General features: G+C 71.6%; 14 protein-coding genes and 1 pseudogene. 11 read left to right on the top strand and 4 right to left on the bottom strand.

Annotated features, from left to right (window positions below; genetic code table 11):
• A partial coding sequence (locus tag ADK55_RS04635; protein ID WP_159041278.1) for a response regulator occupies positions 1 to 396 on the bottom strand: 396 nt, incomplete at its 3' end.
• A gap of 123 nt (positions 397 to 519) precedes the next feature.
• Here ADK55_RS04635 and ADK55_RS04630 point away from each other — a divergent pair.
• From ADK55_RS04630 to ADK55_RS04620, 3 genes are read left to right on the top strand one after another with little or no spacing between them, the layout of a single operon-like run.
• Positions 520 to 1,236, top strand: a complete 717-nt coding sequence (locus ADK55_RS04630; RefSeq protein ID WP_053676164.1) for a glycosyltransferase family 2 protein — start codon at positions 520 to 522, stop codon at positions 1,234 to 1,236.
• Complete coding sequence (locus ADK55_RS04625; protein ID WP_053676163.1) at positions 1,233 to 1,853, top strand: TIGR04282 family arsenosugar biosynthesis glycosyltransferase; 621 nt, start codon at positions 1,233 to 1,235, stop codon at positions 1,851 to 1,853. Before ADK55_RS04630 ends, ADK55_RS04625 begins: the two co-directional genes overlap by 4 nt.
• Complete coding sequence (locus ADK55_RS04620; protein WP_053676162.1) at positions 1,850 to 2,506, top strand: class I SAM-dependent methyltransferase; 657 nt, start codon at positions 1,850 to 1,852, stop codon at positions 2,504 to 2,506. The genes ADK55_RS04625 and ADK55_RS04620 overlap by 4 nt, the downstream gene beginning before the upstream one ends.
• A gap of 67 nt (positions 2,507 to 2,573) precedes the next feature.
• Here ADK55_RS04620 and ADK55_RS04615 read toward each other — a convergent pair whose 3' ends face one another.
• Positions 2,574 to 2,978, bottom strand: coding sequence for a hypothetical protein (locus tag ADK55_RS04615; RefSeq protein WP_053676161.1), 405 nt, complete (start codon positions 2,976 to 2,978; stop codon positions 2,574 to 2,576).
• Entirely contained in the window at positions 2,978 to 4,120 is a 1,143-nt protein-coding gene (locus tag ADK55_RS04610) for a molybdopterin-dependent oxidoreductase (protein WP_053676160.1), read from the bottom strand. The genes ADK55_RS04615 and ADK55_RS04610 overlap by 1 nt, the downstream gene beginning before the upstream one ends.
• A gap of 115 nt (positions 4,121 to 4,235) precedes the next feature.
• On the opposite strand from ADK55_RS04610, the gene ADK55_RS04605 reads away from it, so the two are divergent.
• The 8 genes from ADK55_RS04605 to ADK55_RS04570 all read left to right on the top strand — a co-directional run bounded on the left by ADK55_RS04605 (position 4,236) and on the right by ADK55_RS04570 (position 11,740).
• A complete protein-coding gene (locus ADK55_RS04605; RefSeq protein ID WP_063839440.1) occupies positions 4,236 to 5,660 on the top strand; it encodes a glycosyltransferase 87 family protein in 1,425 nt (474 codons plus the stop codon).
• 74 nt (positions 5,661 to 5,734) lie between these two features.
• Positions 5,735 to 5,995 (top strand): hypothetical protein, encoded by a 261-nt coding sequence (locus tag ADK55_RS04600; protein WP_053676159.1) that lies wholly within the window; start codon positions 5,735 to 5,737, stop codon positions 5,993 to 5,995.
• A 480-nt stretch (positions 5,996 to 6,475) separates the two neighbouring features.
• Entirely contained in the window at positions 6,476 to 7,657 is a 1,182-nt protein-coding gene (locus ADK55_RS04595; RefSeq protein WP_053676158.1) for an ATP-binding protein, read from the top strand.
• Positions 7,654 to 8,055, top strand: a complete 402-nt coding sequence (locus tag ADK55_RS04590; RefSeq protein ID WP_053676157.1) for a roadblock/LC7 domain-containing protein — start codon at positions 7,654 to 7,656, stop codon at positions 8,053 to 8,055. Before ADK55_RS04595 ends, ADK55_RS04590 begins: the two co-directional genes overlap by 4 nt.
• A complete protein-coding gene (locus ADK55_RS04585; protein WP_234349891.1) occupies positions 8,052 to 8,429 on the top strand; it encodes a DUF742 domain-containing protein in 378 nt (125 codons plus the stop codon). Before ADK55_RS04590 ends, ADK55_RS04585 begins: the two co-directional genes overlap by 4 nt.
• Positions 8,404 to 8,997, top strand: coding sequence for a GTP-binding protein (locus tag ADK55_RS04580; protein WP_053676156.1), 594 nt, complete (start codon positions 8,404 to 8,406; stop codon positions 8,995 to 8,997). Before ADK55_RS04585 ends, ADK55_RS04580 begins: the two co-directional genes overlap by 26 nt.
• 8 nt (positions 8,998 to 9,005) lie before the next feature.
• Positions 9,006 to 10,355 carry a cytochrome P450 gene (locus ADK55_RS04575; protein ID WP_053676155.1) on the top strand — a complete coding sequence of 450 codons (1,350 nt, stop codon included), beginning with the start codon at positions 9,006 to 9,008 and terminating at the stop codon, positions 10,353 to 10,355.
• A 224-nt stretch (positions 10,356 to 10,579) separates the two neighbouring features.
• A complete protein-coding gene (locus ADK55_RS04570; protein ID WP_053676154.1) occupies positions 10,580 to 11,740 on the top strand; it encodes a tryptophan dimethylallyltransferase family protein in 1,161 nt (386 codons plus the stop codon).
• 160 nt (positions 11,741 to 11,900) lie between these two features.
• Here the strand turns inward: ADK55_RS04570 and ADK55_RS04565 are convergent.
• Positions 11,901 to 12,376: pseudogene (locus ADK55_RS04565) on the bottom strand (flavin-binding monooxygenase); the annotation flags it as partial.

The following is a 12,376-nucleotide window of genomic DNA, read 5'->3' as shown; positions in this document are numbered from 1 at the left end:
GCTGAAGGGCTTCGTGACGTAGTCGTCGGCGCCGACCTCCAGGCCCAGGATCCGGTCGTCCTCGTCTCCGCGCGCGGTGAGCATGACCACCGGGACGGGCGGGGTCCCGTCCCGGTGGGCGCGCAGTCGACGGCAGACCTCGAGTCCGTCCATGCCGGGGAGCATCAGGTCGAGGACGACCAGGTCGGGTCGGTGCTCCTGAGCGGCGCGCAGTGCGGCCGGGCCGTCGGCTGCCCGCTCGACGCGGTATCCGGCCCGTTCCAGGTAGCCGGCCACCACCTCCGAGACGGTCGGGTCGTCGTCCACGACCAGGACGAGGCCGGGGGTCTCGGCGGGCGCGGGTTCCCGCTCGGTGTGCGGGCCCGTGTCCGGATGCCGCTCGATGCTCGATGCCATGCCTCAAGGGTGACACCGCGGGCCGCGGCCGGGGTCCTCGGAGGTCCGTACGCGGCACGGCGTCCGCGTTTCGTAAGGTCTTGAATCGCCTTTCCGGGCTGTCCGGTTCCTACGGTGTGGAGGGTGACTGAATCTGCCTGTGCACCGCCTCGCGCGGACCTCGTACTGCCGTGTCTCGACGAGGCGGAGGCCCTGCCCTGGGTGCTGGCCCGTGTGCCCGCCGGCTGGCGGGCCATCGTCGTCGACAACGGTTCCACCGACGGCTCCCCCGACATCGCCCGCGCCCTCGGCGCCACGGTCGTCCACGAGCCCCGACGCGGGTTCGGGGCCGCCTGCCACGCCGGACTGTTGGCCGCGCGTGCCGACCTGGTCTGCTTCTGCGACTGCGACGGCTCCCTCGATCCCGGGCTGCTCGCCCCCATGGCGGCCCGGATCGTCGCCGGCGAGACGGACCTGCTGCTCGGCCGGCGCCGACCGAGCGGCCGCGGTGCGTGGCCGGTCCACGCCAGGGCCGGCAATCTCGCGCTGGCCCGGATGCTGCGCCGCCGCACCGGCCTGCGGCTGCACGACCTGGGGCCGATGCGGGTCGCGCGCCGCGAGGCCCTGCTCGATCTGGCCCTGACCGACCGCCGCAGCGGGTACCCGCTCCAGATGGTCGTACGGGCCGCCGACGCGGGGTGGCGGGTGAGCGAGACGGACGTCCCCTACCTGCCCCGCTCGGGGAAGTCCAAGGTCACCGGGACCTGGCGGGGCACCTGGCAGGCCGTGCGCGACATGCGGCGGGTCCTGGGCGAGGCCCCCGGCGCCCGCTGCGCGCCGGGTGAGGGGGTCGTCGCGTGAGTACTCTCCTCGTCATCGCCAAAGCGCCCGTCGCCGGGCGGGTGAAGACCCGTCTGACCTCGCGCTTCACCCCCGATCAGGCCGCCGAGTTGGCGTGCGCCGCGCTCCGCGACACCCTGGCCGCCGTCCTCGCCACCCCGGCCCGACGGCGGATCCTGGTCCTGGACGGGGAGGCCGGCCCCTGGCTGCCGGACGGCATCGATGTCCGGCCGCAGTGCGCGGGGACCCTCGACGTCCGCCTCGCCGCGGCTTTCGACCTGGCGGGCGGACCGGCCCTGCTCATCGGGATGGACACCCCTCAGGTCACCCCGGAGCTGCTCCGGCAGGGCCTCGATTTCACGGACACGGACGCCTGGTTCGGGCCGGCGGACGACGGTGGTTTCTGGGCCCTGGGGCTCGCGGATCCGGACCCGGACCTGTTGTGCGGCGTCCCGATGTCCGTACCGGACACCGGCGCGGTGCAGCGGCGGCGGCTGATCGCCGCGGGACTGACCGTGCGGGACCTGCCCGAGTTGTGTGACGTGGACACCCCGCAGGACGCGGCGCGCGTGGCGGCAGCCGCGCCGGCCACCCGGTTCGCGGCCCTGCACGCCGGCCTGTGCGCGGTGACGCGATGACCGTTCGTCTCCTGGAACCCGCCCGCACCTGGCAGGCCGACCCGTACGCCGAGGCGCTGCGCGCCGGCCAGGGTCCCCTGTTCCTGCGGCGCGGTGACGGTTGGCTGCTGCCCCTCGACGTCGAACGCTGGTGCGCGGAACCGGACATCGCCGACGACAGCGTCCTGGACCGCTGCCGGGGCCCCGTCCTCGACGTGGGCTGCGGGCCGGGCCGGCTGGTCGCCGCCCTCGCCCGCAGGGGTCACACGGCGCTCGGCGTGGACGTCACGCCGGCCGCCGTGGAGCGCACCGTGCGGGCGGGCGGCAGCGCCCTGTGCCGGTCGGTGTTCGACCCGCTGCCACGCGAGGGTCGCTGGGGGGCGGTGCTGCTCATCGACGGCAACATCGGGATCGGCGGCGACCCCTCGGCCCTGTTGCGTCGCGCGGCCGAACTCACGGCTCCCGACGGGGCCCTGTTCGTCGAGGTGGTCGGCGCCGACGTGGACGAACGCGTCGAGGTCCACGTCGACGACGGACACGGCGGGCGGGGGGCGCCCTTCCGGTGGGCCAGGCTCGGTACCCGCGCCCTGTGCGCGGCGGCGGAGGGTGCGGGCTGGAGCCCGGCGGGCACCTGGCAGTCGGCGGGCCGGCACTTCGTGCACCTGGGCCGCTGACCGCACCCACCGGACAGCCGCCCTCCGGCCGGAACGTTCTTGCGGCCGGAGGGCGGCTTCGGTGCGTTCAGTGCCGGCGGGCCGTCCGGCGCAGGGCGGCGCGCGTGCCCGTGTACAGGAGGGTGAGCACGGTGATCGCCGCCATGGTCAGCAGCCAGTTGCGCAGGTAGTCCAGTGGCAGGACGGTCGCGTTGGCGACGGCCCCGGGGCGCAGCAGCGGGGGCAGGGCGATGGCGGTGAGGGAACCCGCGACGATCAGGGCGGCGCGCGGGACGCCCCGCAGGCGGAGTCCGACCGCCGCGGTCAGGGCGGCGACCGCCATCACGAGCGGGGCGAGGAACCCGTCGTGCACCACGACGGCGCCCGCGAGCCACAGGGCGATCCGCCAGGGTTCGGGTTGCCGGACCAGGAGCAGCCCGCCCCAGGCCGTCAACGCGAGTCCGAGGGCTCCCAGCACGTATCGGGACCTCATCACACGACCTCCAGTCGGCCGACCCATTTGGTCTGCAGGACCCCCGGCCGGTTGGGGGCGATGATCCGGGCGGGATAGCCGTGGTCCAGGGAGAGCACCTCGCCGCCCAGTCGCAGGGCGAGCAAGGTGAGGGGGTCCTGCGCGTACAGGCGTCCCATGTCCATGACCCGGTAGGCGCCGGCCGCCTCCAGCGACACCACCCGGGCGCGCGAGCCGGGGCCGCCTCCCGCCCGTTCCAGCAGGTCGCGGACGCGTACCCCGGTCCAGCGGGCCGACTTGCTCCATCCCTCGACGCACGCGATGGGCAGCGTCACCTCGTGCTGCGGCAGGGCGTTGAGTTCCTCCAGGGTCAGGGTGAACGGGCGGGGTCCGTGGACGGTCAGGTGCCAGTCGACGAGCGAGGCCTCGGTGACGCGCGCGGCGGCGGCCGTACGGTTCACCGGCAGTCCCTGGACTCCGTACGCGGGGCTGCGCGGGGCGAACAGCGCCAGGCGGCCGAGCGCGGTCACCGACTGCCCGGCGGTGGTCACCGTAACCGCTCCCACCGCGGCGGCCACCCCGACCAGCAGTTGGCGCCGGTTCGGTCCGTCGGCCTCGGGCAGGGACAGGGTGCCGGGGGAATCGAGGGTGAAGTGGTCCCGGATCCGCGGCCATTGCACCGCGATGTGCAGCAGCAGGGCGCCCATGACGACCCAGGCGACGGCGTAGTGGACGGGCACGAAGTTGAACGGCCACGGGTACCACTGGAACGTGTTCAACAGGCCGGTGAAGAGCTGGAACAGGGCGGCCGCGACCAGTACCGCCACCGACAGGCGCTCCAGCGCGTGCGACACGGACCGCACCGGCGGCCAGGCGAACAGGCGCGGGTACACCGCCCACAGTTTCGCGAGCAGCAGCGGGATCGCGGCGATGCCCGAGACCACGTGCAGGCCCTGGGTCAGCCGATAGCCCCAGTACGGGCGGCTCGGCAGATGGTCCGCGAGCCACCCCGGCGGATGTTGGAGGAAGTGGCTCAGCACACCGGTCGTGAAGCAGACGAGGAAGGTCAGGGCCAGCCAACGGCCGATCGCGGTCGCGGTGCGGGCGTCGTGGAGCCGCGCCTTGAAGGTGATCGGCGGGCCCGGGGGCAGAGTGAAACGCATGTCTCCATCACACCCCCGCGGCCATGGGCGCGAGCGGCTTGAACACCTTACGAAACGCGGACGTCAGGGGCGTCGGGGTCCGCCGGAGGGGCCCTTCCTGGAACGCTTGCGCCTTGTGAACCCGCGTACCGCCCTCGCCTCCGCCGCCCTCGCCGCCCTCGTGACGGCGCTCGTCCTCACCGTGCGGTACGACGGTGTCTTCACCGACCCCGTCGGCCTGTTCGCCCGGTACGCCGTCTGCTGGCTGTTGTTCGCGGCCGCCCTGGTGGCGCTGCGCCGGGTCCGGGCCGACCACGTGGTGCCGCTGGTCCTCGCCGGGGCGGTCGCCGTCACCGTGACCGGGCTGGTCGCGGCGCCCCGGACGAGTACCGACTCGTACCGTTACGCGTGGGACGGCCGCGTCCAGTCCGCCGGGATCTCGCCGTACGACCACGCGCCGCGGGATCCGGCGCTCGCGCGGCTGCGCGACCCGTGGCTCTTCCCCACGGGGGCCGCCTGCACCGGGCCGGACCTCGTCCCCCTCCCCCACGCGGGCGCCGCGCCCCACTGCACGCGCATCAACCGGCCGGGCGTCCACACCATCTACCCGCCCGTCGCCGAGGCGTACTTCCTGGCCGTCGACCGGTTGTCGCCACAGGGGGCCCGGCACAAGGCCTTCCAGGTCGGCGGCGCCCTGATCTCCCTCGGCGTGACCGGCGCGCTGCTCGCGATCCTGCGGCGCGGGGGCGGCGACCTCCGTCGGGCCGCGTACTGGGCCTGGTGTCCGGCCGTGGCCGTCGAGGCCGTGAACAACGCGCACGTCGACGTGCTGGGCACGCTCCTCGCGGTCGTCGGCCTCGGCCTCGTCGCCTCCCGGGCGGCGGGGCGGCGGGCCGGCGGCGGGGTGCTGCTGGGCGCCGCCGTCGCCACCAAGTTGCTGCCCGCGATCGTTCTGCCCGGCGCGCTGTCGGGCGTTCGCCGGATCCGGGACGCGGCCGTGGTGCTCCTGCCCGCAGCGGCCTTCACCGCCCTCTCCTACCTGCCGTACCTCCTCCTCTCGCACGGCTCCGTCCTCGGCTACCTCGGCGGCTACGTGCAGGAGGAGGGTTACGAGGACCCGGCGTCCGGGTCCCGGTACTCGCTGCTGCGGCTGGTACTGCCCGACGGCTGGGCGTTGCCCGTGCTGCTCGTGGCCGTGGCGGGTGTGTGCGTCCACGTGATGTGGCGCGGGGACCCTCGGCGGCCCTGGAGCGGGGCGCTGACGGTCGTCGGCTGGTCCTTCGCGCTCCTCACTCCCGGGTACTCCTGGTACGCCCTGCTGCTGATCGCCCTCGTGGCCCTGGACGGTCGCTGGGAATGGCTCGGCGTGGCGCTCGCGGGCGCCGCCGTCTACGTACTGGCCCCGGTCTTCGGCCACGCGGCGGCGCTGAGCAACGTCGCCTACGGCGCCGCGGTCGCCCTGGTCCTCGCCGTCACCCTGCTGCGGCGCCGTACTTCTGCCGCGGCGGGACAGGGTCTACCGTCACCTGTACGAGGAGGAGACGGTCGGCGCCGGCCGTGACGGAACCCCTGACCTCCATCGGCGCTTCCGATCCCCGGCTGGCCGGCGGGGCGGAACCGACTTCGGGAGCCTGAGTGGAGACAACCCTCGTGGTGGTCGCGATCGTGGTGGCCGCACTCGTCGTCAAGACCGCCGTCGCCGAGCTGAGGGAACCCGGCGCGGGCCGCGTCCAGTGGACCTTCCTCCGTGATGCCCGGGCCCTCGCGGCGGGGGTGTGCACCGCGGTCCTCCTCGGCCTCGTCGGCTGGATCCAGGCGGGTGGTGAGGGCGTCCTGTGGGCCGCCCTGGCCGGAGTGCTCGTCGCCTTCGCCGTCGGCCGGGGCCGCCGAACCTGAGTCCTGGGGCGCTGTCGCGGTCGGTGGACGATCCGGCGGCGAGGACCGCCCGCGCGGGAACCCCGTTCGGCCCGGAATTCCCGTTCTTCGAAGATCCTCGGTCCTCCGGAGAAGACCGCGCCGATCCCGCGACCGGAAAGCCGCCACATCGCGAGCGACAGAATCCGGAATAGTTGATTCCGGACCGAAGTCGCGCCCGAACTCACACTCACCGGGTCGCGCGCTCCCCGCCCTTCAACGAGGTACGGCGAGGTCGATCGAATCGAGCCAATGGGCATCAAGAAGACCCTTGTTGACGGTCGATCACCTGTTCACACCCAGTGATACGATCATCGCACTTGCGGGCGGCAGATGGTCATAAAACGACATCTCCGAGCACGGCGAACCATCCGGGCAGAACCCCCGGCACGGGCGGTCCGCCGGTCCACCCGCATTTGACGGAATTCAGCAACTGGCCGTCAGTCGCCTGAAGAGAGTCTTATGACGTATTACATACAGACCCCAGTACTCTGGGCCCTTTTTGTCGCCGTCGTCGGCGCCATCGCCGGCGCCGGCGCCATCATTGTTCGCCAGCGCAGAGCGACCCGGGCCCTGAGACACGAGTTCGAAGAACTCACACACCATTACGCCGCACTGGAGCACAGTTTCTCCACATCCGTCGAGGCCGAGAAAGAACAGGCCCAGGACGCGACGAAATCCGTCCTCAAGTCCGCCATGCGGACACTCCAAGGTCTTGCCGCCGAGCAGCAATCGGTCATCTCCGGACTCCAGAGCAAGTACGGCGAGTCCGTCATTCTCCAGGACCTCCTGGAGATCGACCACACGAACTCGCAGTTCGGGCGGCGTGCGCAATCCATCGCCGTGCTCTGTGACGGCTGGCTGGGGCGCCGGCGCGACGTCGCCTCGGTCTATGACGTGGTCCGCAGCGCACAGGGACGCATCCGCCATTTCCGGCGGGTGGAGATCCTTTCGCAGGTCGACTTCGGCATCACCCACCGGGCCGTCGAACCCGTGGCACTGGCCCTCGCCGAGATGCTCGACAACGCCACCAGCTATTCCAGCCCGGACACCGTCGTCGAAATCAACATCCGCACCGTGCCCAAGGGCATTTGCATCGTCGTCGACGATGCCGGCGTCGGCATGAACGAGGAGGAGCGCGCCAGGGCAGTGAGACTCCTGACGACCGAGCGGGTCTCCGGCGTCTCGGGGCTCGGCAACCCTCCACAGTTCGGCTTCGCCGTGATCGGCGTGCTCTGCGAGCGATTCGGCTTCGAGGTGTCCGTGGACTCCAGCTCACCGTACGGCGGCGTCCGCGCCGTTCTCCTCCTGCCGCACGAACTGCTCACCGGCATGCCGGAGCGCAAGGCCCCGGCTCCGACCGGCGCCGCGTCGACCGCACACCCCGGCGGCCCCGAGTACGCGGTGGCCACGTCCTCGACCGTCGACGGCCTGCCCAAGCGCAGCCGCAAGCGGCCGATGGCGATCGTGCCCGGCAACACCCAGGGCGCGGCGTCGGCGCCCCGCTCCGACGCGGAAGCCGCGGCGATCATGGGCGCGTTCCAGCGGGGCACGCTCCACGGACGGGCCACACCCTCGGGCTCGTCGTCGGGTCAGACGAGCAGCACACGTGATGCGAGCAGCGAAGGACATGAGGTCCCGTGAACAACGATCTGTCATGGATGCTGGACAGCGCCCTGGAGATACCCGGGGCACTGCACGCGGTCCTGGTCTCCGCCGACGGCCTGCTGATGGCCCGGACGAAGGACTTCGACAAGGACAACGCGGACACGGTCGCCGCCGCGATGAGCGGTGTGCAGTCCCTCAGCCGCTCGCTCGGGTTCTTCGTCGACGGCGGCCACCTGCAGTGGCGTCAGACCCTGGTCGAGTTCGACGGCGGCTGGGTCTTCCTGATCTCCGCCGGGGAGGGCGCCTACCTCGGCGTCTCGGCCTCGCCGGACGTCGACATGCAGGACATCACCTTCCGGATGCTGCAGCTCGTCGGCCAGTTGGGCAAGGCCTTGACGACGCCGCCCCGCGAGAACCTCGGCGTCCACTCGTGAACGGCTTCGACGAACTGGAGCCGGAGGCCGCCGAATTAGTGCGTCCGTACGTCATCACCAAGGGACGCGGCCTGCCCGACGAGGAGCACCTGTCCCTCATCACCCTGGTCACCGCCGCGGGTGACCGGCAGCAGCGTCCGACCCAGCTGTCTCCCGAGGAGCAGGGCCTGTTGGACCTGTGTACGGCGGGCTACCTCTCGGTCGCCGAGATCGCGGGGCACACACGGCTGCCCATGGGTGTGGTGAAGATCGTCCTCGCCGCGCTCACCGAGGGCGGCTACCTGATCACCCGTCCTCCCGTGCAGCGGGCCACGCTCACGGACCGCCACATCCTCGAGGAGGTGCTGAATGGTCTACGCACCAAGTTTGGCTGAGCAGGCGTACGTCCGCGACGGAGCGACGCAGACGGCCGTGAAGATCCTCGTCGTCGGTCACTTCGCCGTGGGCAAGACCACCTTCATCGGCGCGATATCGGAGATCCCTCCGCTGTCCACCGAGGAGACGATGACCCGCGCCGGCGAGTCGTTCGACGACCTCAAGGGAGTGCGAACCAAGACCACCACCACGGTGGCCATGGACTTCGGCCGGCTGACGATCAGCGAACGCGTGGTGCTGTACCTGTTCGGGACCCCCGGTCAGCTGCGGTTCGTACAGATGTGGGAGGACATGGCACGTGGCGCGCTCGGCGCGCTGGTGCTGGTGGATCCCGAGAGACTGGCGGACTCCTTCGCCGTGATCGACCTGATCGAGCAGTACGGCCTCGACTACGCGATCGCCGTCAACCGCTTCGACGGAACGCCCGATCGCGCGGAACGGGCCCTGCGCGAGGCGCTGGACCTGCTCGACGACACCCCGGTCGTCACGTGCGACGCGCGCGACCCCAAGTCGTCGGCAGACGCATTGATCACACTCGTCCGCTATTTGCTGGACCGCGCTCGCTAGGAGCAGACATGGACGCTCAACACACCGCACCCGTTCCCCCGCCCGGGTGCCCCGCTCACCAGGTCGGCGGCCGGGTGCCGCTGCACGGACCGGGGTTCGCGGCCGATCCCCAGGCGTACTACACCTATCTGCGCCACTACGGGCCCACCGCTCCCGTGGAGCTCGCTCCCGGGGTGGAGGCCACCCTCGTCACCGACTACTCGACGGCCCTGCAACTGCTCCAGGACTCCGGTTCCTTCCGTAAGGACGCCCGCCGCTGGCGGGAGTTGAACGAGGGTCGGATCAGCCCGGACAACCCGGTCGCGGCCGTGCTCTCGTACCGCCCCAACTGCATGTTCAGCGACGGCGTCGAGCACCTGCGGCTGCGTCAGGCCATCACGGACAGCATGGGCCGCGTCGACTCGCGCAGGCTGGCGCGCAGCACGGAACAGGTGTCCAACTACCTTGTCTCGCAGTTCGGTTCACGTGGCTCGGCCGACCTGCTCGGCGATTACGCCAAGCAGCTGCCGCTGTTCGTGTTCAACGAACTCTTCGGCTGCCCCGCCGACATCGGCGACCGCGTGCTGTTCGGCATCACCGGCATGTTCGACGGCGTCAACGCGGAGCGGGCCGTCGAGGTGTTGTACGGGGCCGTCGGTGAACTGGTGGCGCTCAAGCGTGCCAAGCCTGGCGAGGACGTCACCTCGTGGCTGATGCAGCACGAGGCGAAGCTGACCGACGAGGAGATGGTCCATCAGCTCGCCCTGCTGTTGGTGGCGGGCAACGAACCGCTGCGGAACCTGATCGGCAACACCCTGCACCGGCTGCTCACCCACGACGCGTACGCCCACAAGGGCGGCCTGATCGACGAGGCCCTCGACGACACGTTGTGGGAGAACCCTCCCATGCAGAACCTCGCACCCCACTACCCGTCCTCCGACATGGAGTTCGCCGGGCAGAAGGTGCAGGCGGGCGATCTGATGCTGGTCAGTTTCGCGGCCGCCAACACCGGGCCGGCGCTGACGGCCGCACGTCAGGCCGGCAGCAACCGGGCCCACCTGGCCTGGAGCGCGGGCCCGCACGCCTGCCCGTCGAAGGAGCCCGCCCGGCAGATCACCGTCACCGCCATCGAGAACCTCCTCAACCGGCTCCCGGACGTCGAACTCTCCGTGCCGGAGGACAGCCTGGTGTGGCGCCCGGGTCCGTTCAACCGCGGCCTCGCCACGCTGCCCACCAGGTTCACGCCGTTCGAGACGGCCCGCGAGAGCGCGCCGCAGGCGCGCGCCGGGGCGTCAACGAGCCAGGACCCGGGCGTGGCGAGTCACCGACGTGAACACAGCGGCAAGTGGAGCCAGTTCCTCAACTGGCTCACCAGGTGATCAAGTCCACTTCCACCGGTCCTCCCGCCGCCGCATGAGCGTTCCTCCTCAAGGGTAGTGAGCATCGCGTTGTTCGATGTCACTTACGAGGCAAGGGAGGTGTCGTGGACCAGATATCCGACGACGCCGCGGTGCTGCAACACCTCACCGAACAGGGAACCCTCGATACCCGCCCCTCCAGGCGGGTATCTTCTTGGGCGCTCCCGTCGGTGGGGGGAGGGTCGGTGAGCGCCCCACGGACTGTTCCCCCGAGGGAGACCCTCGGGGGAACGCTCGGTTCTCATGCGGCGAGACAGGCCCTGCGGCTCTGCGAGGCCGCGGGGTTGAACGGCGCCGACTCCGCGTCCTACGCGCGAACACTGCTCGCGGCGCTCGGCCCCGTCGCGGAACGGTCACTCGACCTGCCGCCTCCCGAGCACTCGTTCCTCTCCGACGACCACTCGCCGGTGGAGTTCTCGCTCTCCTTCGTGGCGCACGCCGAACCGACCCTGCGCGTGCTGCTGGAGCCCGGGTACGGCGCCGGCAGTCTGGCGGAGAACGGGCGGACCGGGTTGCGGGTGGTCCGCGAGATGGCGGGGCGGTGGGGATTCGACACGAAGGGGCTGGACGAACTGGAGGACCTGTTTTTCCCGCCGAATCCGCAGGGTCCGCTGGCGCTCTGGTGCGCGCTGGAACTCCTCCCCGGCGGAATCCCCAAGATCAAGGTGTATCTGAACCCGGCGGCCTCCGGGCAGGAACGTTCCGCCGAGACGGTGCGCGAGGCCCTGCGTCGTCTCGGCCACCGGAAGGCGTTCACGGCGTTACCGCAGGGCGACCGTCACCTCTTCTTCGCCTTGGACCTGGGCTCCTGGGAGGAACCCCGGGTCAAGGTCTACCTCGCGCACCACGACCTGACGGCCGCGGAGGCGGCCGGCCTGTCGCGCGTGGACGGCGGCCCCGGCGAGACGGAGGTCACGACCTTCTTCCGCATGGCGGCCGGTCACGTCCCCGACCTCGACGACCTCGACGTCGAGGACGGGCGGATCGCGCGACCGCGGCGGCGGCCCGTCCAGTCCTGCCACGCCTTCACCGAGACGGCGACCGGACGGCCGAGCGGCTTCACGCTCTACGTCCCGATCCGCGACTACGCCCGACACGACGGCGAGGCCCTCGATCGGGCGCTGGCCGTGCTCGGCCGCCACGGCATGGACACCGCCCCGCTCGTCCGGTCGCTGTCCGCCGCCACCTCCCGGGATCTGCGCGACGGGGTGGGGCTCATCGCCTACGTGGGGCTCGCCCACCAGCTCGGTCGCCCGCCGCGGGTGACCGTCTACGTCTCCTCGGAGGCGTACGAGGTCAGGCCGCCGGTCGTCTCGCCACCCGTGGAGGCCGCGGTCGCTCGCTGAGCCCGCTCGACGGCGAGCCTCCGGGCAGGCGGCGCTCCCCGTGGTCACCGACCGGATCCGCGGATCGGTGTCGTGCGACGCCCCGCGTGGGACGCCCCGCGTGGGAGGCCGTGCGTGGGAAGCCGTGTCGTGCGGATCGGCCCGGCCCGGTCCGGCCCGGTCAGGCGTCCTGCAACGCGTCCAGTTCCCGCAGGTAGGAGCCGACGTCCACCTGGATGGAGGCGCCCTCGGTCCGCCCGTAGCGCGCCTCGATGGCCTTCAGGTACACGTCGATCTCCTCGCGCATGACATCCGTCGACGGCAGGGAGGCCTCGCCGTCGACGATCCGGGCCACCCAGCGCGCCTGGGCTTCCACGAGGCGCGTGATCGAGCCCACGGGGCGGATCAATCCGACGAAGTACAGGCCGGGGCGGTCGGGCGCGACGACCCGCTTGTACAGTTCGACGGCCTCCTGCCGGGGGCCAGCCGGACAGCCGGCGGGCAGGAAGGGGAAGGCCATGCGGAATCCCGTGCAGTAGACGATCGCGTCCGCCGCCACCTCGGTTCCGTCGGTGAAGGTCACCCTGTCGCCGTCCAGGGAGCCGATCGCGGGCCTGGGTATCACCCCGCCGTGCCGGATGCGGCTGAGTATCTCGT

The organism is Streptomyces sp. WM4235, from assembly GCF_001279725.1.
GTDB lineage: Bacteria > Actinomycetota > Actinomycetes > Streptomycetales > Streptomycetaceae > Streptomyces.
This window is presented reverse-complemented; position numbering and strand designations above follow the sequence as displayed.

Coding starts and splice junctions, on each gene's coding strand:
- ADK55_RS04620 (WP_053676162.1), top strand. CDS start 1,850: ATGACCGTTCGTCTCCTGGAACCCGCCCGCACCTGGCAGGCCGACCCG.
- ADK55_RS04615 (WP_053676161.1), bottom strand. CDS start 2,978: ATGAGGTCCCGATACGTGCTGGGAGCCCTCGGACTCGCGTTGACGGCC.
- ADK55_RS04610 (WP_053676160.1), bottom strand. CDS start 4,120: ATGCGTTTCACTCTGCCCCCGGGCCCGCCGATCACCTTCAAGGCGCGG.
- ADK55_RS04595 (WP_053676158.1), top strand. CDS start 6,476: ATGACGTATTACATACAGACCCCAGTACTCTGGGCCCTTTTTGTCGCC.
- ADK55_RS04580 (WP_053676156.1), top strand. CDS start 8,404: ATGGTCTACGCACCAAGTTTGGCTGAGCAGGCGTACGTCCGCGACGGA.
- ADK55_RS04575 (WP_053676155.1), top strand. CDS start 9,006: ATGGACGCTCAACACACCGCACCCGTTCCCCCGCCCGGGTGCCCCGCT.